The organism is Desulfomonilia bacterium (assembly GCA_036567785.1).
GTDB lineage: Bacteria > Desulfobacterota > Desulfomonilia > UBA1062 > UBA1062 > DATCTV01.
The window spans coordinates 170,805-190,890 of the sequence record DATCTV010000037.1; the positions used below are offsets into that span (position 1 = coordinate 170,805).

The following is a 20,086-nucleotide window of genomic DNA, read 5'->3' on the forward strand; positions in this document are numbered from 1 at the left end:
ACCCTGTAATCAAGCAGTCCTTGATTGACCGCACCCGGAAAATGTGGGATATGCGGCACAGAAAATATCTGCAAAAGAGGGACTTATGGAATATTCTCTGATCAGGATAGAGGTGGAAAATCAGATCGCCATTGTGGAAATGAACCGTAAGAAAGAGCTTAATGCCCTTTCCATGGCTATGATGAGAGAGCTCAACACGGCCTTTGCTTCATTCATGAAAGAGGACAGCAATATCAATCTTGTAGTGCTCACCGGCGGGGATGAATGCTTTTCCGCAGGTCTTGACCTCAAGGAAGTCCCTGATCTCAACGGAAACGACTCGGCACGTTATTTAAGGCTTTACCTCGATCTTTACACACGCCTGATAGACTATGAAAAGATACTGATAACGGCAGTCAGCGGCATAGCCTTCGGAGGCGGACTGAACCTTGCCCTTATGGGTGATATAATCATTGCATCCGAAAGCGCCATTTTCGGCCATCCTGAAATTAAATACGGATTCAACCCGCTGGTTACGCCGCTTGTGTCGCGTATAGGCATGGCCAGGAGCAAGGAGCTTACATTAAGGGGAGATCCGATAGGCGCAATCGAGGCTCATAATATCGGCCTCATCAACCGTGTGGTTCCGCCTGAAAGATTCAGGGATGAAGTCATGCTCTGGGCAAGACAGCTTGAAAAGAGGCCGAGAGAGGCTATCCAGGCCCTTAAAAGGGCATTCGATGTCGTCAGCAGGCTTGATGCGAAGGCTGCTATCGAATACGAACTCGAGATATCGGGCATGCTGCTTAATGTCAGGACAGATGCCAGAAAGGAGATGAAAAATTTCATCCAGGGCAAGAAAGCTTCCCGCATATCGTAAGTTCGACCCCTATAAGCTTTTTGCAGAGCTGTCTTCTTTCTACGGCCCTTCGGGCTGGTGGCCAGGCGAAACGGATTTTGAGGTCATCGTAGGTGCGGTACTTACGCAGAACACGGCATGGACCAATGTTGAGCGTGCAATATCAAATCTTAAATTGCAGGGCATGCTCGATTTTGATGCCATGTATTCCTTGAAAGACGATAAACTTGCAAACCTTATCAGGCCTGCAGGATACTTCAATATCAAGACCAGACGGCTCAAAAACCTGCTTGATAGAATTGCGCTGACCGGCGGAATGGATGAGTTCTTTTGCAGACAGACTGATGCACTCAGGGCCGGTCTGCTCGAAGTGAGCGGTATAGGTCCCGAGACTGCCGACAGTATATGCTGCTATGCAGCGGACAGGCCGGTCTTCGTTGTGGATGCCTATACTAAGCGCATGTTTGTCCGTCATGGATTTGCAGATGATAAAACTCAATACCATGAGATACAGGAAATGTTCATGAGCAGGCTCGATCCGGATGTCCAGCTGTTCAAAGACCTGCATGCATATATCGTCTTTATCGGGAAGGATTTCTGCAGGAAAAAGAATCCGGACTGCGAAAGATGTCCGGTATCTTCGCTCTGGGGCTCCGGATTCTAAAAGAGCTTTCTGCTGTCCAGCAATATGGTCACAGGCCCGTCATTTATCAGAGACACCTCCATCATGGCCTGAAATACGCCGGTTTTCACCTTTCCCGGCAGCAGCGCGGACATTCGGGCTGCGAATGCATCGAACATGGCCCTGGCGGCATCGGGTGATTCAGCCGAAGACCATGAAGGTCTTCTACCCTTCCGGACATCGCCCAGCAGGGTGAACTGCGATATCAGAAGGACCTCTCCGCCCGTTTCAGCGACGCTCAAGTTCATAAAGCCCTTTTCATCGTCAAATATTCTGAGCCCTGTGATCTTGTTCGAGATATATTCGATGTCAGCCTGAGAATCATTTCTTTCAATTCCGGCCAAACAAAGGAGCCCGGTGCCTATTGATGATACGACACCGCCATTTATGGCAACCGACGCATTTTTTACCCGTTGCAGAACCGCCCGCATGCCAGGCCTAGCCTTTCGATTTTTCATAGAGCTCAATGAGATTGTCAATCCGCGTTATGCGCCATGAGCCCTGTTCCCTGATCAGTTCTATTTCAAGTACACCGGTTTTTCCCGAGGAGACTTTTGCGTGAGCGATATCATCTTTCCATGAGATGCCCTTCAATTTGAATTTTGTCGAAGAAGGGCCTTTTACCATTGAATTCAGGATGCTTGCCGCCGGAGGTGTGCCGTTTCTTATCCAGGCCTCGATATCGCCGGGCAGGCTCTTTCTGACCATGGTCCCGTATCTGACTGCCAGATTTCTGCTGATATGCGAAGGGATGCCCTTATCATCCATTTTCTTATATGCAATAAACGTAATCTCTTTGGCGAGTTCCATTGAAAGCCTTTCCATGTCAACATACCTGCTGAAAGTGTTCCAGTCATGGGTTTTGACGGCATTAGATACCTTCAAGAGCGAATATATGGGCGTGGTCGGATACCAGTAATAGAGTAATACAACTGAAACCGCTATCATCGCCGCACATGCCGCCATTACGGCGGCAGTGATTATCCTTTTTCTTCTTTTTATTTCAATACCGTCACTAACCACTCTCAGCTGTCCTTTATTTGAATATTGTCGTGGTCATGACTACGCCCCCTCTCAGGATACTCATGCTGAGCTTCCTTCCTGTAAGAGAATCGGTTGCCTTTTTGAAATCCTCGAGCGTTTTTATATCATTTCTGCCAAGCTTGAGTATGATGTCTCCCGGTTTGAGTCCTGTCCCGTCGGCATTTGAACCCCGTTTAATTTCGGTTATTATAACACCCGATTCATTGGCGCTGAGATTCATGCTGTCCCTTACGGCATCGTCAATCTCTCTTGCAGTAAGTCCCCCAAGGAAGCGGTTGTTGCTGATGGTGAGAGAACTCCCTGAAGCCGCTGCCCTCGAAAGGTCGCCTGCCTGTACAGGTATTACGAATTCCCTGTCTTTTCTTATAATTGACACCTTAGCCTGGGTTCCAGGCAGGATCTCGGATACCATGAATCTCATTGAAATGGAGTTCTGAACAACTTTTCCGTTTATTGCAGTTATAATGTCACCGCGTCTTATGCCTGCATTTGCTGCAGGAGAACCCTTGGAAACATCGACAACGATAACGCCTCTGGGCGTCGCCATCTTCAAAGAGCGTGCAATGCCGGCATCGATATCCTGGGTCGTTACTCCCAGCCATCCCCTTATTACCTTTCCATAGCGCACCAGACTGTTCTTTATGGATATTGCAAAATCCGCCGGTATCGCAAACCCGATTCCGATATTGCCGCCCGACCTGGACAGGATAGAGGTATTTATCCCGACGAGTTCCCCCCTCATGTTCACAAGGGCACCACCTGAATTGCCCGGGTTAATCGCCGCGTCGGTCTGAATGAAGTTTTCATAATCGGTTATGCCGAGGCCTGAACGGCCGAGAGCACTGACTATACCCAGCGTAACCGTCTGGCCGAGTCCGAACGGATTGCCTACCGCGAGGACGAAGGTCCCTATCCTTAATTTGGATGAATCACCGACAGGCAGCCAGGGAAGTCCTCTTGAATCTATTTTTATTACCGCCACATCACTCTTGGGGTCTGTCCCGATAATGTGTGCCGTAAACACCCTGCTGTCTGAAAGTTTGACCTCAACCTTATCCGCACCGCCTACGACATGGTTGTTTGTGAGTATATAGCCGTCAGGGGATATGATGACACCTGAACCAAGTGAACGCTGAACCCGTTCCTCTTGCGGGGCGTTACCGAAAAAATCCCTGAAGAACGGATCGGAATAAAACGGCGAGCGGTCAACCACGGTCTTGGTCGATGCGATGTTGACAACCGACGGGATAACCTTCTGCGCAACATCCGCCACCCATTCTCCCTGAAACATATCGGCGGTCGCGGCCAGGGATATCCCTGCAGTCAGGAGTAATGCCAACACTGAAAGCGTGCATAGCCTGTGAATCTTTTTCATATTAATCCTCCTTGTGCTGCGCTTGTCCTAGCACAGACGGAAGAGCGTTTCAACCATGCCCCGGCAACCTCTTATCAGGCCCCTATGTACATTATCGGGACAATCGGATATGGATATGTTATGATGGAGCATAATTCCACCAGAGACTATCATTTAAAAAGCGAAATCGACCTCATGAGGGAATACACGATCAATGAGTCGCTGTCCTCTCTTGATTCGCATTATATGGCCTGCATTGAAAAGCCTAGGCCGTTCGGGCAGATAGTCGCCGAAAAGCTTGATGGTCATGGACTGCTCAGGCAGGGTTCAACAATCATGGAAGCCGGCGGCGGATACGGGAGCTTCATGGAGGCTTTTCTGAACCGGAACCGGGCTTTAGTCAAAAATGTTCTTATGGTGGACCTTTCGCCCTGCCTTCTCAGAAAACAGAGGAAGAGGCTTGAGGCTTTCAGGGAGATAGTATCCTTTATAAATGCTGATATACAAGAGATACTTCCTGCAGTCAGCGGAATTGATCTAATCATAATGAACGAGGTTATTGGCGACCTTGATACGACAACCGGCCTTGAGCCGGGGCAACTACCTGATGGAATTTCAGCAATCATTGAAAAATATGGACTGGATATGCCTGAGACAGGGGTATTTTCATTGAATACCGGTGCGATAAAGGCTGTTGAGGCGATATGCGAAAAGGGGATTCCGGCTTATATTTCCGAACACTCATGTGATCCGGTCATCCCTGAAAGCATGCCATGGCTTGCTAGTGGGCTCGACCTTGACAGCTGGCCCCGAGAGATCAGGCTTTATTCACATTCGGAATATACGATCAGGTTCGGCCACCTCATCAAAGTGGCTCAGCATTTCGGCAGAAAAATCCTGACCGGTTCATATGCCGAGCTGGTGGGTGTCAGAAACAGGCCGTTCTACAGATTTATGTTCGAATCGGGGGCGTGTACTACCCCAGAGCAGGAAATCGTCCTGGAATTTTTCGACCATATTAGGGAATACCGCTGGCTGATAATTCTTTAGTTCCGTTTCGTATTCAAGCCCTGCCGTTGTCGGCTGCGTCGGAATGCTCCTCAAAAATGGGATCATGAGCATCCGGTATCGCTCCTCAAGCCGAGCATAGCGAAGGCGTAGAGACATACGTCAAAGTATGCTTGCGTCGCTTCCTTCTTGCCTCCTCCGCATCATCTTGAATACAAAACGGAACACCTTTAGTAAATTAATGGTCGTTTCAGAGAATACCGTAAAATGATATAATGATAATCGATGAAGAAGATACTGACCTTTCTTTCGGATTTCGGTGTTAAAGACAGCTATGCAGCACAGGTCAAGGGTAGAATTCTGAATTCTGCGCCGGATGTGAACATAATCGATATCACGCATGAGTGCGGAAGGTTCGACATCATTTCCGGATCGTGGCTTCTGCATACATCTTGGAAATATTTTCCCAAAAACAGTGTTCATCTTGCGGTTGTCGATCCCGGTGTGGGCACTAAGAGGGCAATCCTTGTTCTCGAAAAGGACGGCCATTTTTTCATCGGACCGGATAACGGGATATTTTCATTCATTTATCCGGCGGAAAAGATATTTGAGGTAACATGGAGGCCAAAGGCGGAGGTATCACCCACATTTCATGCCAGGGATATAATGGCCCCGGTTGCAGCAATGCTCTTAAACGGCATACAGCCTGCAACACTGGGCATCCCGAAGAAGAATGCCATATCCTTTGATGCATCCTCTCCGATGATCGTACATATAGACGGTTTCGGCAACGTTATTACAAACATAGGTTTTGAATCCCTCAACGGCTGCGGTGTTACTGTGAACAATACGTTCATTGGCAGGACCGCCTCAACCTATTGGGATATAGCCGAAGGTGAAATTGCGCTTATAAAGGGAAGCGCAGGAACGGTGGAATTTTCCGCCAATATGAAAAGCGCTGCCGATATATTAAAGGCTAGCACCGGCATGCCGGTTATTATAATGAAGGGATGAAAAATGGATACCAGACTAAAAGTTCTTATGGTCGATGCGGCAAGCGGATATTACCGTCATGAGCGTTACAGACTGGGTGACTTTTTCGGGCCGGTTGATCTGGGCCTCTTTCTTGCCGGAAGATATAATTCCCTGAACATCGGTGTAGGTCTTCTTGCAGGGTCTATATTCCCGGGTTCGAACCGCATGATATTTACCGGCTTCTCTCCTTGCTGGGGAGGCTTTTTTATCTCATCAATGGGGGGAGCTGGTCTGGTCTTCGATAACCTCGGCATCAACATGCTCTCGATCACCGGCAAGGCGCATGTCCCGTCAATCATTTATCTCAACCGTGTTCACGGCGAGGAAATCGAGGTTGAGATTGTGCCTGTAAAGGCTGAAGAGGTCTGGAAAAGCGGCAGACGTGGCGTTTATGCCATGACGGATCATGTGCTTGATGTTTTCGGTTCCAGATACATTTCCGATCCCAGGGTGCTCGTTACCGGTCCTGCCTCGCTCTCTACGGATTTCGGTGCGATATGCTCAATGCCGGTCGTTTCTGGGAAGCCCACCCATATAGACACCTGGGCGGGAAGGGGCGGTTTCGGTTCAAAGCTCTTTTTACAGCACGGCATTGCAGCCGTGGTCTATGGCGGCACATACCTGGATGATGATTTCAGGGACAGGAAGGTTGCCGACCAGTGGTTCATAGACAAGTATACAAAAAAGCTTGCAGCAAAGGACCTTGAAGCAACGACGAAATACAGGTTTGAACCCGACTTCAATACCGGCGGAACCCTGGGGGTAAACCTTGCCACAATAGGCGGAGGTATCATTGCGTTCAATTACCGCTCTATCTTTATGGATGAATCGGCCCGTCTCGATATGCACAAAAACCTTATCGCCGGTCACTACCTTAAGCAGTTCAACGAAGAGACCATATACCCCAAACAGCAGCATACATGCGGCGAACCGTGCGCCGCGCTGTGCAAGAAGATGAACGGAGAATTCAAGAAGGACTATGAACCCTATCAGACCATGGGGCCTTTATCCGGCATATTCGACCAGCGCGCGGCCGAGAAGCTGAACCATCATGCCGACATGTACGGTTTTGACGCAATTTCCGCAGGCGGGATCGTGTCATGGCTTATGGAATGCCTGGCCGAAGGACACTTAAGCCCTCAAGAACTGGGAGTAAGCAGGATGCCCGTCTTCAAGCCTGATGGATTCAGCATCGAGACCGATTCCATGAACAATGCCGAGCTTGGCATTGAGCTTCTTGACGGTATGATCCGGAAGCGGCCCATGCTTGATATGACTGAAGGCGCTCGCAGGCTTGCCAGAAACATAAGCAGGACAAAAGGCAGGGAAATTCTTGATTGCTTCCTGTACTCCGCATACGCGCGCAACGGCTGGATGGTTCCCAATCAGTACTGGACGCCCGGCGTGCTGTCGCCGATGCCCATAATGGGCAAATACTACATGGATTACGGCAAGGAATTTCTACCGCCCAGGGAACTTGGCAGAAGGAATGCGAAGCGCATGAAAATGGAACTGGTGATGGACAATATAGGCATGTGCCGTTTTCACCGCATGTGGGCCGAGGATATGATACCCGAGATAATCGGCGAACTCTATGGGAAGAAGGATGAATATCTGAGCAGCATCTCAATAACGGCAAGCCGCATAAATTCCAGAAATGCATCATGCTTCTGGGAGTCTTCACGCGCCCTGGAGTTTATACACTCATTTCTGAAACGAAGAAAAGAACTCGGCGATGCCAGTGAAGAAATTGCCGGATGGCTGGATATGTTTGAAAAAGATGCAGGAGAGGCCGGGCTTGCCTTCTGGTATGATATACACAAAGGTGTGCAGGAATCTTTGAGGGAATTTTAAAAAAGAGTTATACCCTTGTCCGGCATAAGGGTAGTTCTCCGGGATAGTTACCCGATTTTACTCCATTTTTTAACTTGCTTCAGCAGGTCGAGCGCATCATCTTCGGTGTCGCAATTGGTCTGCATGTAAAGCCCTTTGGGAGAAACATATTTGAGGATCTCTTCGATCTCCTTCGGGTTCACCCCCAGCATCACGATTCCCTTTTTCCTGGCCTGTATCTTTTTATAGAGCGGTATCCACTTTTCGTAGACATAGCTTGCGTCCGGCCCGTCGTATTCGGTCGGCCTCCACTGTATGGCATGGATTCCTTCTATGTCGAGAATGCTGTCGATATGCTTCACCATGTCCGGCCCGTCGAGATGGAACAGCGCCCTGTCGAGGAATGCGGCCTCTCTCTCAAGTGTCGGTTTTACGAACTCATCGAACATCTTCGGGGAAAGCAGCGCCCCGAAATCACATTGCAGGGGATACCACCTGTCCCTGCTCCATAGTGGCATCCAGCATGTCATGCCGTCGCATTTTTCTGAAATCATTTTATGTAAAATGCCGTAGGCCTCGAACCATGCATCGTCTATCGCATCGATCATGTTCCTGACTTCGTCGGGTCTTTCTATCATGTCAAAGATGAGTTCCTGTGCTCCACATAGAGACACGGCTATGTCGAAACCTCCCCCGAGATCTGTCATGCCGACCAGATATTTGTCAGGAGCACGTTCGGCAAAATAGCCGGTCATGTCAACCGCCGCTTTCCACATGCCGTGATCCTTGTCGAATTTTATATCCGGAATTGAATCGGACCGGTTCGCAGACTGTTTCGGGCCGAACCAAATCGTCGTATCGTCGAGGCGGTAATCCGATCCCAGGGGCGCCGCAAGCATGCCGGGTCCAAGGTTTATGAACTGGTAGGGGAAAGACTCACCGAGGAATGAAGCTATGCTGAAGACGAACTCGTTCCCGTGATAGAAGTTTTCTGCGGTCGTCCACTTTTCCCAAAGGCCCGCAGGCTCTTTAATGTCTGGGAAGGTATAATCGAGGGGCTTGCTGCGAGGCGCGGTAACGGCTACGCAGCACCTGTCTGTCATGTCGCATGCCCAGAACGCCTCGAATCTTTTTTTCGTTTCTTCCCAGTCGTCCTTGTAAATCATATATGTCTCCTTGCTAGGGATCATTGCAGTTTCTATATCATGACAGGGCATACATTTCTTGTATTCATTGATCATTCTTTGGTAAAATTATGACTCAATCTGAAGGGAGGTAATGATATGAGCAGATTCATCGACTTGTCTGTAACTATAGAAAGCGGGCTTCCAAGCGACCCTCCGATGATGATACCAAAGATAATGTACATAGACCATGCATTGGGGGCGGAGAGCATGAAGTCCTTTTATCCCGGACTTACTGCCGGGGATCTCCCGGGCGGGCTGGGCTGGGCTGTCGAAGTTATGGAAGTGTCCACTCACGCTGGCACGCACATGGATGCGCCGTGGCATTTTCATCCCACTCAGGACAAAGGCAAACCGGCCATGACGATTGATCAGTTCCCTCTTGAATGGGGCGTGGGAAGCGGCGTCAAGCTGGACTTCTCGGATTTCCCCGACGGCTACAACATCACGGTCGAGGATGTTAAGGCAAAGCTCGATGACATTAAATACACGCTCAAACCGGGCGATATATTCCTTGCGAAAAGCGGGGCGGCGCCATACTGGGGTACGCCGGAATATCTGGTCAAGGGCTGCGGGTTCAGCCGCGACGCGACGCTCTGGATACTGGGCCACGGTGTGCATGTGGTGGGCACCGACGGCTGGAGCTGGGACAGGCCGCTTCCTTTCCAGGCTAAGGAGTTCGTCGAAACAAAAGATGCATCAATAATCTGGGAAGGCCATTTTGCCGGTATAGAAAAGGGCTATTTCCAGATAGAAAAGCTCGCAAATCTGGATATGCTTCCGTCAACGGGTTTCAAATTCTACTGCTTCCCGGTAAAGATCAAAGGGGCGAGCGCGGGGTGGATAAGGGCGGTGGCCGAGGTTCAGTAGAGGCAGGGCGTGATAACTTCGCATCTCTGCGTCACTCCTTGTCTCAAGGTTGCGGCATACGTCTTTAGTATGCCTCACCTTTCGACGTCGTTGCTCCTTGACCTGCTTTGTTCTGACGCCCTGCCGCCTAAGGTGTATTATGCATTGCATAGAATTAATTAGCTTTGGTGTTTGTGTCAGTGCGGTATAATTATTGAATATGAAATAAATAGAGTGAATAAGGGGCAAAATGTGAGAGGTTTCGAAATTCAAAAGTATGATTTGAAACAAGTCTTTGCTTTTTACTACATAAGGAGATGATCTCTTGAATGTGAACGATGCGGTATCACTAGCGGTAGACAGTATTCTGCGAGATGGGTGTAGTGATATAACCTCAGAATCTCTCGAATTGAAGCTGATCGCCGCGTTTAGGACAGATTTTGAGAAAGATATAAAATCCAAACTGAATCGAGGCTCTGTGTCTGAAATGGAGTTTCGACCACTTCAATATATTCTTACTCCAAAAAATCGATATGTTTTCGATTACAGAAAAGCGGCAATCATGAGCCCCGCTTGCCTTGCCAAGTTTCTTGCGATAGTATTTCAATATGCCGAGATCGTTGAAGCGTCGCGTGTACCACTGAAGGACAATGTTGTTTTTTCTTACAGGTTCAATCCTAACAATGAAGGTGTTTTCGATCGCACCATTGGTTACTCTCAATGGAAGGAACAGACGAAAATCAAGGCGGCAGACAGTAAGTGTAAATTTATAGTTTCTTGCGATATCGCGGCATTTTACGATAGGGTCAATATTCATCGCATAGAATCTACTTTACTAAGTATTGATGTACCAAAACATTTGGTTAAGCATACGAATGATCTATTACTGTTTTGGTCAAAGAAAGACAGTTACGGCATTCCAGTCGGAAATGTTGCGAGTAGAATTCTGGCTGAAGTAGCATTGATTGATATTGATCAATATTTGTTGTCTGAAGGTATAGTATTTACACGATATGTAGATGACTACAGACTATTTGCACCGAGTCTTCTCACTGCACAGGAATGGATGAACAAGTTAACAACAAGATTATTTCGTGATGGATTAATGCTTAATACAGGAAAGACTCAAATTCGTGAAGCAATACCTGGTACGAAGGAAGTAGATTCAGAAACAGAAATACTGGAAGATTCTGCAGAGACTGTTCTAAAGGCAATAACAAAGCTAACAGGTGGATACAACCGAATAGTAAGACGTTTCACAATGCCAGCGGAAGAAAAGCATAAAAATTTTAAATCTATCAGGCTCGACGAAGAGATTGCTTCACTTAGCAAACAATCGATCGTTGAGTTTGAGGGTATCCAAAAAGTTGTTATTGCATCACTTATACAACAACGCTTCGATGCACTGATAAATATTGCGAGAGTGTGTAGTAGCTACCTTTATGGTCTGGACTATTTTATTGATATGCTTGTTAAAAACTCAGAGTTCATCCCGGAAGTCCAGCGAAACGAAATAGCGGATTTATATGAAGCATTAATCAATGGTGGTGACCTCTATTCGTTTGAATGGCATTGCGCTTCTGTAGCAAAGTTGCTCAGTCATCCTCATTACTTTAGGAAAAATGCCTTAATTCAGCTTTATAAGACACCTGCTAAAGATGTTTCTACATATGGATCAATGATTGCCCTAGAAGGATTGCAAGGTATGATCAATCGATCTGAGTTTAAAACTATACGTGAATATTTCGATAGGTCGGACGAATGGGAAAGAAGGAGGTTAATAAGTCTTTCTGATGTGTTGCCACTAGAAGAACGAAAAGCCTGGGTAAAGGTGGTGAAAGCCTCACTCTCAGATGATTTTTTAGGTAAACAATTTTGCGAAACCATAATTCGCGAACAATCAATCTGATGAACACATGTTCTCGGCAGCAAAAAACCGCTTATTCATTGCCCTGTTAATACTGCTGTTGATGTGCTGTGTTAAAATATGTCTAACATCCGCCAAATGACGATTGGGGATTATGAAGAGGTGATCGGGCTTTTGCGCGAGGCACCTGGGGTAGTTGTACGTGATGCGGATTCTAAAGAGGCGATTACGAGATACCTTGAGCGCAATCCGGGCCTCAGTTTTGTGGCGATAGAGTCAGGCCGGATCGTGGGCTGTATCATGTCAGGTCATGACGGCAGGCGCGGCTATCTTCAGCACCTGGCTGTTGCCGATGGATTCAGGAAACAGGGGATAGGAAAGGCCCTTGTGGAAAAGTGTCTCGAAGGACTTCAAAAAGAAGGCATACTGAAATCACACATCGATGTTCTTGTTGACAATAAAGCTGCAGCCCTGTTCTGGGAAAAAATCGGATGGAAAAGAAGGGACGATATATGCCGCTATTCCTTCATCAGGAATAGCGGTCATAATGCCTGATCAGTTTACTTTCTCGTCGAGACTGTATCGCTCGCTGGCCTGGCGGCTTGCCGCCCTTGAAATGAACCTGAACGATATTGCTGCCAGCGAAACTGCGCCTATTACTATAAAGATGATGCTCATTTCATACCCCTTTCTTTCTGCTTAATTTTATCGAACCCCAGCTTCCTGCAATTATTCCCATCATGATGAATAAGAGCGTAAAGCCCGGGTCGAAACCTGTTACTTTATCGGCATAAAGACCAGTGAACAACCCCAGAAAGATTCCTGCCAGAATCACCAGACCCTTAAGAGCGGTCGCTGCGATTGAAGAGGAAGGTTTTTGGGGGTGTCTGCTGTCTTGCGCCACAGCCAATCCTTTAGAATAAAGCCGCGATCAGCTGGCGTGCCGGTGCAGTGTTCACACCAACAAGCATCACTATCAGTATATAGACTGCAGCTGCTTCGACCGGGGTCAGTCCGAGGACTTTATACGTAAACCTGATTCCGATTCCCGTCAGGAACAAGCAACCTATTACTATCCAAAGCATCAACATGGCGTTTACCTCCGTTTTGTTTTATTCTGAACATAATCTAGCAAATGGCATGCCAGGCATCAAACAAATTATAACTATATAATATTTAAAGTAATATTCCATCGATAATTACTCATGTTGCCACGGTGTCATTATGTTCTGCCTGATCAACTGCTCCTGCCGGAACATTTTGTCAAAATTGAAAAATACCTGTCCTGAATATTGTGACATTTTGTCAAAAACCTGTAATGTTCAATAATCACTTGATTTTATGCAGCTTAAAAAATATCTTTAGGCCATGCTGGCTATCGATGTGGGCAATACTTATATAAAGGCGGCTGTCATTGATGAAGGCGGCGTCTCCGAAATATCATATCTTTCCACCGAAGAGTGCATCAGAAAAAACAGGTATTTTTCCCTGATGCCCCTGGCGGAATCAGGTGGAAAAGGGATCGTTGTTGCAAGCGTCAGAAAGCAGGCGCTTGAAATAATAAAAGAGGAGGCCATGGCCCTTTTCGGCAAAACCCCTTTCATAGTTGATATCAATACCGAAACCGGGATCAGGAATCTCTACCTAAGTCCTGATACTCTGGGCATAGACAGACTGGTGACGGCTGCGGCGGCATGGCATCTGTACAGGAAAAAAGGCAGGCCGGTCATAACTGTTGATCTGGGAACGGCTACAACTGTAGACTTGATAAGTGCAAGCGGTGAATTTGCGGGCGGCATCATTGCACCAGGCCTTCAGAGTGCGCTTTTTGGACTGCTTGAAAATGCACCGGAACTTCCTAAGGTCGCTGTTGAAAAGGCTGAAAGGTTGATCGGCAGGACAACCTCGGAATGCATGTCTTCCGGTGCTGTTGCATCGCAGGCGGCAATGATCAGGGGATTGACTGAAATGATTGATACTCAGGCAGTTGTCGTTGTGACCGGAGGAATGGTTCCGATGATTTCAAACTGGCTTAAAGAAAGCTATATAATTGATGATAACCTTATGTTTAAAGGACTCAAAATTATCTATGACAGAAACTCAAATTGTCCAAAAAATACCATATGAAGCCCTTGTTGCATTCAATGTTTTGCGTTAGGATAAAGCCATGAAATCAGGACCGGCAAGGAATCCACTGAGCGTCATATTTTTACTTCTTATATTATACATCGCGGTCCCGGCAGTTTCCGCGGAAACGGCGGCAACCCTTTATCAGGCGGCAAACAAGAGCTATGTCGAACTTTCCAGAGACGCAGCCCTCAGAAAAACAAAATCCGGCTGGATGAATGTAATAAAACAGTTTGACGCTGTTGCTCAAAATTATCCCAAATCGGCACAGGCCCCGAAATGCCTCCTGATGGAAGGTAAGCTTTATGAGCAGCTCTATGGCTATTTCTGGAAAAAGAGTGACCTTGATTCGGCGCTGGCTGCATATGTAAAGGTCGTTGAAAAATATCCGGACAGTCAGGTTGCCGATGATGCACTGTTCAGCCAGGCCAAACTGTATGAGACTAAGCTTAAGGATAACAAAAAGGCGGTGGAGCTTTACAGGCAGACGGTGACCCGGTTTCCCAAAAGCGATATGGCCCAGCAGGCGCGTGAAGAGTTGAATGCCATAAACATTAAGGATGAAGCCGCTTCCCAGAAGACTGAAGTCAAAAAGATTATTAAAACGGATAAAAAGAGCAATGGCGATGCTGTAAAAGAATCGAAACCGTTTCCTCCAAAAGAGGAAAAAGAAGGGCAGGCATCTGCCGGTCCTGTTAATGTAAAGAATATCCGCCAGTGGTCTGATAAAGACTATACCAGGTTTGTAATAGAGCTTGACGGTGATGCGGCTTTCAAGACCTTTTCGCTTCCTCCCGACGAGGAAGCTGCAAGGCCCCAGAGGATTGTCATGGATGTGATGGGCGCAAGGTTGTCCAAAGGCATACCTCTTAAGGCTGACTTGAACGATGCCCTTCTTAAGACAATGCATGTAAGCCAGAATACGGCGGACAAGGTGAGAATTGTGCTGGATCTCAGTTCAAAGGCTGATTACAAGGCATTCCCGATGGAAAATCCTTCAAGGATTGTACTTGATATAAAGTCAGGTCCTGACACCCCGGCCACGGTTATGTGTGATCCGAAAGATGTAACGAAGCTTTCACCTCAATCGGAAACCGAATTCCGTAAGGTCAAGAAATTCTCATCATCACAGGTGCCGGAAGACTCCCCTTCGATCCCGAAGCAGCTTTCGCTCAAAGTTTCCAAGATAGTCGTTGATGCCGGTCATGGTGGAAAAGACCCGGGCGGGATTGGTCCCAATGGCGAAAAGGAAAAGGACATCAATCTCGCTGTAGCAAAGCAGCTGGCAAAGAAGCTGAAAGACCAGGGTTATGAAGTGCTTCTTACCAGGGATACCGATGTGTTCATACCGCTGGAGGAAAGGACGGCGTTTGCAAACAGGAAGAAGGCCGACCTTTTTGTATCGATTCATGTCAATGCCCACGACAACTCGGACATCAAGGGCGTCGAAACATATTTTCTGAACCTTACAACCGACGCCTCTGCCATTCGCGTTGCGGCGCGTGAAAACGCGACCACGACCAAGTCGATAAGCGACCTTCAGTTCATAATAAACGATCTGATGCTGACATCCAAGATAAATGAATCCTCAAGGTTTGCATCGTCAACGCAAAAATCCATAATCGGCTCCCTTGATAAATATGACATCGTGACAAAAGACCATGGTGTCAAGCAGGCGCCTTTCTATGTCCTGATAGGGGCGAAAATGCCGGCCATTCTTGTCGAGATAGGCTTTATTACCAATCCGAACGAATGCGAACTGCTGCATACGGATGAATATCAGCAGAGCGTTGTTGACGGGATAGCAGCGGGAATAAATGCATACGTTACAAACACCTGCTATGCGTTCAAGGACAAAGACAGGGAGAAAACACAATGAGAAAGGCAAATCCTCTCTTACTGGCCATTATGTTAATTTTTATAATCGGTGCTGGTTATGGAAAGAGCAACATTATGGAAAAACAGATCAGCCCTCCTTCGCCGGATTTGTCGGTCACGGCCAGGGAAGTTAAACCTGGAAAGGCTTCCCCCGGCTTAAAAGAAGAGATTCCATGCAGAAGCCAGCCGTTTCACCCGTTCACCATCCACCTTGAAATGAATCAATATAAGGAAACAGCACTTGAGGCCGCCGACGTATATGCAAATTCAATAGGTCAGACTTTCATTACCAAAACGCCTGTTTCAAACACCGCATGGTACTCTGTTGACCACGGGGCGTTCGAGAGTGCTAAAGATGCAGTAACAAGGATGCAGGAGCTTAAAGCCGCGAAGCTGATTCCGAAGGATGCCTATGTCGGCGCTCCCATGCCTTATGGCGTGGAACTTGCGACGGCTGCTACAAGGGAAAATGCAATAAAAGAGGTCCGCAGGGTGAGAAAATCGGGCGTCTCGGCGTATGTGATTCAGCAGAATGATAAATGTTTTCGTGTAATGTATGGTGCTTACCCTAATGAGGATGTTGCGGGTTTTTATGAAAAGGAAATCAGGAGTCTTGGCCTTTCTGCCAGGGTCGCCCCGCGATGAACGATGCGCTGATCGATTCCTTTATCGAATATCTGGTTACGGAAAGATCTTCTGCAGAAAACACCATGTCTTCATATTCAACCGACCTGAAGTCCTACGGGTTGTGGCTGGATGAAAAAGGTCTGAACTTTGAAAAGGCGGATTATCACACCCTGGCGGTATATACCGCCGTCATGAGGGAGACAGGTCTTAAGACAACCAGCATCAACAGAAGGCTTTCGACAATCAGACAGTTTTACAAATTCCTTCTCGATGAAGGGGTTATTGAGAAGGACCCGTCGAGGGATATAGTCATGCCAAAAAGGGCGCAGTATCTGCCCGATGTGCTTAATGTGAACGAGGTGGAAGGACTGCTGAATGCGCCCGATACTTCAAAACCTCTAGGCAAGAGGGACAAGGCCATGCTGGAGCTTCTTTATGCGACCGGCCTCAGAGTCAGCGAGCTTGTAAAGCTGAAGCTGAACAACATCAATCTAGGTGCGGGATTTCTGCTCACAAAGGGCAAGGGAGGAAAGGAAAGGCTTGTCCCTATGGGAGAAAAGGCGGTTCACTGGACAAGGGAATATGTCGAAACAGTAAGACCGTCCATGATCGTTAAAAAAAGCGAGATACTCTTTTTTTCAAACAGGGGAACGGAAATGTCCAGGCAGAACTTCTGGTATATCATCAAACGTTATGCGCTTGCCGCAGGCATTTTCAGGGACATTTCCCCGCATACGTTGAGGCATTCGTTTGCCACGCACCTCCTTACGGGAGGGGCGGATCTGCGCTCTGTCCAGATGATGCTTGGCCATTCCGATATATCCACAACGCAGATATACACCCACATAACCTCACAAAGACTTAAAGAAGTCCACACCCGCTATCACCCGAGGGGCTGATATGGAAGTCATAACAACCCATATCCAGGCCGACTTCGATTCATTCGCATCAATGCTTGCGGCGAAACTTCTCTATCCTGATGCGGTGCTTGTTTTCTCCGGAGCGCAGGAAAAAATCGTGCGCGATTATTTGCAGGGCGCGGGTGTCGAGATAACGGGTTCGATTGAAAAATTAAGGCATGACAGGCTGGACGATATCACCAGGCTGGTTCTTGTTGACACAAAACAGGCGTCGCGTATCGGGGTGTTCTCGGAAATAGTGACGAAACCAGGACTCGAGATAATCATTTACGATCACCACAGGGCATCTTCGGATGACATTACCGGGACCATGGAGCATTGCGAGCAGGTCGGATCAACGGTTGCACTCATGGTGGAAGAGCTGAACCGCAAGGCCATAAAGCCTTCTCCCGAAATTGCAACCGTAATGGCAATGGGCATATTCGAAGACACCGGTTCACTGCTCTTTCCTTCGACTACTCCGAGGGACTGCATGGCGTATGCGGACCTTATTTCATGGGGCGCAGATGTAAATCGTGTAGCAAGGATGGTTTCAAGGGAATTAAGCCCCATACAGGTGGATGTGCTTGACCAGCTCATAAAGAATGCCGGGACATATCAGATCAACGGTATCGACATCCTCTTCACACAGTCGGTATCCCTGGAATATGTGGAAGACTTTGCAATGCTTGTCCACAAGCTGAGGCCCATGTTCGCGGTGGAGGCGATTTTCGCCTTCGGTCAGATGGGGGAGAGGATATATTTTGTTGCGAGGAGTTCTGTTCCTCAGATAAATGCAGCGGATGCGGCCGCAATCTTCGGCGGCGGCGGACATCCGAGCGCATCGGCCGCCTCTGTAAAGGACCTGGGGCTGGATCAGGCACAGGCCTCTTTGCTGAAGCATCTTAAGAAAATTGTGAAACCCAGGATAACGGCAAGGGACATCATGACCTTTCCGGTAAAGGGCGTATACCTCGACTCAACAATCGATGATGCGAGTGATGTGCTGAACAAATACAATATCAATGCAGCCCTTGTTAAATCAAGGGACGAAAAGCTCCTCGGCCTAGTAACCAGACAGGTGGTGAGCCGGGCGCAGGGGCATAATCTGGGCGGCTCAAAAGTGATGGAGTACATGATCCGCGATATCAGAACGGTCAGACCCGAGGCATCCGTAGGAGAGATACGCTCGCTCGTCATAGACGGATTTCAGAGGCTGCTCCCGGTAATGGACGATAAAAAGGTAATCGGTGTCATAACCCGCACTGACCTTATGCGCATCATGCATGAGAAGATGGGAAAGGTGGAGGGCCGGCAGGCTTCGTCATCGCCAAAAAAATACGTCCAGTCCCTTTTGTTTGAAAGACTTCCGAAAGAGCTTTTCGAACTGCTCAAAAAGGCCGGAGAACTGGCGGGCGAGATGGGCTTCAATCTCTTCATCGTAGGCGGTATAGTCCGCGACATGGTCATGCGCATTGACAACCTCGACATAGACCTTGTCGTCGAGGGCGACGGGATAGCCTTTGCAAAAGAGCTTGCCAGGATGAACGGGGCAAGGATCGCCTCTCACGACAAATACAAGACAGCTGTATTGACGCTTGAAAACGGCAGGCACATAGACATAGCGACGGCAAGGCTCGAATATTACAAGATACCGGGCGGATTCCCAGTGGTCGAGGAATCGACACTCAAACTCGATTTGTACAGAAGGGACTTCACGATCAATACACTGGCTATTGCTTTAAATCCGAACAGATTCGGCGAGATGATAGACTTTTTCGGCGGCCAGCGGGACATCAAGGAAAAAAGGATAAGGGTGTTGCATTCTCTGAGCTTTGTGGAAGACCCGTCACGTATTTTAAGGGCGGTCAGGTTTGAAAAGCGGCTTGGTTTCTCACTGGGCAAGCAGACTCTTTCGCTGGTTCACTCGGCGGTTGCATCCGGATTCTTAAATGGCATTCCGGGCAGGCGGATATTCCATGAGATAGGCCAGATACTTTCGGAAAACGATCCGTTGCCATCCATGGAAAGGCTTAAGGATCTGGGAGTACTCGAGGCCATTCACAAGGGCATCATCTATAACGAGCAGACGGCCGAACTTTTTATGCATGTCAAGGAGACGCTCAGCTGGTTCAACCTTCTTTATACTCATGAAAGGCTAAGGCCATGGTTTGTATTCATAATGGCGCTGACCGATCAGATGAAGCCGAAGACGATTATTGCAATCGGTGAAAGTCTTGGCGTGGGCAAGGAAGAAATCAGGCAGCTCCTGGCGTCAAAAACCGCGGCCTTTGAAATCTTCAAGGCATTTGCAATAGAAAAGGAGAGGACTCCTGCGTGGGTGGTCAATACCGTTGAAGGCGCGAGTCTGGAAGAGATACTGTTTGTAATGTCCAAGACCAGAAGCCTAGACATGAAGGAAAGAATATCGTCTTTCATTACATCCTGGCGCCACTATAAGCCTCCTGTCACCGGCAAAGACCTCATCGAACTCGGGTTCAAACAGAACAAGCAACTTGGTGTCTGTCTAAAGGAGATAAGGGACAGGGGCCTGAACGGTGAAATAAAGGATTATAACGAGGCCATGCTCTTTGCCGGGAAAATGCTGTCCGGGCAGAAAATAGAAGAAGGTTGACTTGAGAATATCAAATCCTGTAATCAATCAGCACTGACTTGTGGGGATGTAGCTCAGCTGGGAGAGCACAGCGTTCGCAATGCTGGGGTCGAGGGTTCGAATCCCTTCATCTCCATTTTTTTATTTCTTGGAATTGAATATTAAAGCTTGAAAAATCAAAACAAATACTGCATCACACCCGCGCTGCCGGCCATCTGTCTTTTTATCGCCTTAATATTGTCATAAT

20 protein-coding genes and 1 tRNA gene are annotated in these 20,086 nt (G+C 47.9%); 14 read left to right on the plus strand and 7 right to left on the minus strand.

Annotated features, from left to right (window positions below; translation table 11 throughout):
* The first annotated feature begins 85 nt into the window (after positions 1-85).
* Positions 86-859 carry an enoyl-CoA hydratase/isomerase family protein gene (locus VIS94_11460; GenBank protein HEY9161692.1) on the plus strand — a complete coding sequence of 258 codons (774 nt, stop codon included), beginning with the start codon at positions 86-88 and terminating at the stop codon, positions 857-859.
* Positions 860-944: 85 nt separating this feature from the next.
* On the plus strand, positions 945-1,502 hold the full coding sequence (locus VIS94_11465) for an endonuclease III domain-containing protein (GenBank protein HEY9161693.1): 558 nt from the start codon (positions 945-947) through the stop codon (positions 1,500-1,502).
* On the opposite strand, the gene dtd is transcribed toward VIS94_11465, so the two are convergent.
* The 3 genes from dtd to VIS94_11480 are packed head-to-tail and all read right to left on the minus strand — an operon-like array spanning position 1,499 to position 3,939.
* A complete protein-coding gene (gene dtd, locus VIS94_11470) occupies positions 1,499-1,951 on the minus strand; it encodes a D-aminoacyl-tRNA deacylase (protein ID HEY9161694.1) in 453 nt (150 codons plus the stop codon). The two genes, VIS94_11465 and dtd, sit on opposite strands and share 4 nt — an antisense overlap.
* A 7-nt stretch (positions 1,952-1,958) precedes the next feature.
* A complete protein-coding gene (locus VIS94_11475; GenBank protein ID HEY9161695.1) occupies positions 1,959-2,543 on the minus strand; it encodes a DUF2939 domain-containing protein in 585 nt (194 codons plus the stop codon).
* A gap of 13 nt (positions 2,544-2,556) precedes the next feature.
* Positions 2,557-3,939 carry a DegQ family serine endoprotease gene (locus tag VIS94_11480; GenBank protein HEY9161696.1) on the minus strand — a complete coding sequence of 461 codons (1,383 nt, stop codon included), beginning with the start codon at positions 3,937-3,939 and terminating at the stop codon, positions 2,557-2,559.
* A gap of 84 nt (positions 3,940-4,023) precedes the next feature.
* On the opposite strand from VIS94_11480, the gene VIS94_11485 reads away from it, so the two are divergent.
* The 3 genes from VIS94_11485 (at position 4,024) to VIS94_11495 (ending at position 7,815) form a co-directional block, all read left to right on the plus strand.
* Entirely contained in the window at positions 4,024-4,968 is a 945-nt protein-coding gene (locus tag VIS94_11485) for a class I SAM-dependent methyltransferase (GenBank protein HEY9161697.1), read from the plus strand.
* Positions 4,969-5,211: 243 nt separating this feature from the next.
* Positions 5,212-5,940 (plus strand): SAM-dependent chlorinase/fluorinase, encoded by a 729-nt coding sequence (locus VIS94_11490; protein HEY9161698.1) that lies wholly within the window; start codon positions 5,212-5,214, stop codon positions 5,938-5,940.
* 3 nt (positions 5,941-5,943) lie between these two features.
* Complete coding sequence (locus tag VIS94_11495; GenBank protein ID HEY9161699.1) at positions 5,944-7,815, plus strand: aldehyde ferredoxin oxidoreductase N-terminal domain-containing protein; 1,872 nt, start codon at positions 5,944-5,946, stop codon at positions 7,813-7,815.
* Between the two features lie 47 nt (positions 7,816-7,862).
* Here the strand turns inward: VIS94_11495 and VIS94_11500 are convergent, their stop codons facing one another.
* Complete coding sequence (locus tag VIS94_11500; GenBank protein ID HEY9161700.1) at positions 7,863-8,960, minus strand: hypothetical protein; 1,098 nt, start codon at positions 8,958-8,960, stop codon at positions 7,863-7,865.
* Between the two features lie 117 nt (positions 8,961-9,077).
* On the opposite strand from VIS94_11500, the gene VIS94_11505 reads away from it, so the two are divergent.
* The 3 genes from VIS94_11505 (at position 9,078) to VIS94_11515 (ending at position 12,249) form a co-directional block, all read left to right on the plus strand.
* Positions 9,078-9,848 carry a cyclase family protein gene (locus tag VIS94_11505; protein HEY9161701.1) on the plus strand — a complete coding sequence of 257 codons (771 nt, stop codon included), beginning with the start codon at positions 9,078-9,080 and terminating at the stop codon, positions 9,846-9,848.
* Positions 9,849-10,158: 310 nt separating this feature from the next.
* Positions 10,159-11,736, plus strand: coding sequence for an RNA-directed DNA polymerase (locus VIS94_11510; GenBank protein HEY9161702.1), 1,578 nt, complete (start codon positions 10,159-10,161; stop codon positions 11,734-11,736).
* Between the two features lie 78 nt (positions 11,737-11,814).
* Positions 11,815-12,249 carry a GNAT family N-acetyltransferase gene (locus tag VIS94_11515; protein ID HEY9161703.1) on the plus strand — a complete coding sequence of 145 codons (435 nt, stop codon included), beginning with the start codon at positions 11,815-11,817 and terminating at the stop codon, positions 12,247-12,249.
* Here the strand turns inward: VIS94_11515 and VIS94_11520 are convergent, their stop codons facing one another.
* The 3 genes from VIS94_11520 to VIS94_11530 are packed head-to-tail and all read right to left on the minus strand — an operon-like array spanning position 12,250 to position 12,785.
* Positions 12,250-12,372, minus strand: coding sequence for a hypothetical protein (locus tag VIS94_11520; protein ID HEY9161704.1), 123 nt, complete (start codon positions 12,370-12,372; stop codon positions 12,250-12,252). It lies immediately after the preceding gene.
* 1 nt (position 12,373) lies between these two features.
* Positions 12,374-12,598, minus strand: coding sequence for an AtpZ/AtpI family protein (locus VIS94_11525; protein ID HEY9161705.1), 225 nt, complete (start codon positions 12,596-12,598; stop codon positions 12,374-12,376).
* 10 nt (positions 12,599-12,608) lie between these two features.
* Positions 12,609-12,785, minus strand: a complete 177-nt coding sequence (locus tag VIS94_11530) for a hypothetical protein (GenBank protein ID HEY9161706.1) — start codon at positions 12,783-12,785, stop codon at positions 12,609-12,611.
* A gap of 277 nt (positions 12,786-13,062) precedes the next feature.
* Between VIS94_11530 and VIS94_11535 the strand changes: the two genes are divergently transcribed.
* The 6 genes from VIS94_11535 to VIS94_11560 all read left to right on the plus strand — a co-directional run bounded on the left by VIS94_11535 (position 13,063) and on the right by VIS94_11560 (position 19,975).
* Positions 13,063-13,821, plus strand: coding sequence for a type III pantothenate kinase (locus tag VIS94_11535; protein HEY9161707.1), 759 nt, complete (start codon positions 13,063-13,065; stop codon positions 13,819-13,821).
* A gap of 40 nt (positions 13,822-13,861) precedes the next feature.
* On the plus strand, positions 13,862-15,700 hold the full coding sequence (locus VIS94_11540; GenBank protein ID HEY9161708.1) for an N-acetylmuramoyl-L-alanine amidase: 1,839 nt from the start codon (positions 13,862-13,864) through the stop codon (positions 15,698-15,700).
* The gene (locus VIS94_11545; protein HEY9161709.1) at positions 15,697-16,344 is read left to right on the plus strand and encodes an SPOR domain-containing protein; all 648 of its coding nucleotides are present in this window, start codon (positions 15,697-15,699) and stop codon (positions 16,342-16,344) included. Before VIS94_11540 ends, VIS94_11545 begins: the two co-directional genes overlap by 4 nt.
* Complete coding sequence (xerD, locus tag VIS94_11550; GenBank protein ID HEY9161710.1) at positions 16,341-17,225, plus strand: site-specific tyrosine recombinase XerD; 885 nt, start codon at positions 16,341-16,343, stop codon at positions 17,223-17,225. The genes VIS94_11545 and xerD overlap by 4 nt, the downstream gene beginning before the upstream one ends.
* Position 17,226: 1 nt before the next feature.
* Positions 17,227-19,860 (plus strand): CBS domain-containing protein, encoded by a 2,634-nt coding sequence (locus tag VIS94_11555; protein ID HEY9161711.1) that lies wholly within the window; start codon positions 17,227-17,229, stop codon positions 19,858-19,860.
* A gap of 42 nt (positions 19,861-19,902) precedes the next feature.
* Positions 19,903-19,975 (plus strand) — tRNA-Ala (locus VIS94_11560).
* Positions 19,976-20,086: the final 111 nt, after the last annotated feature.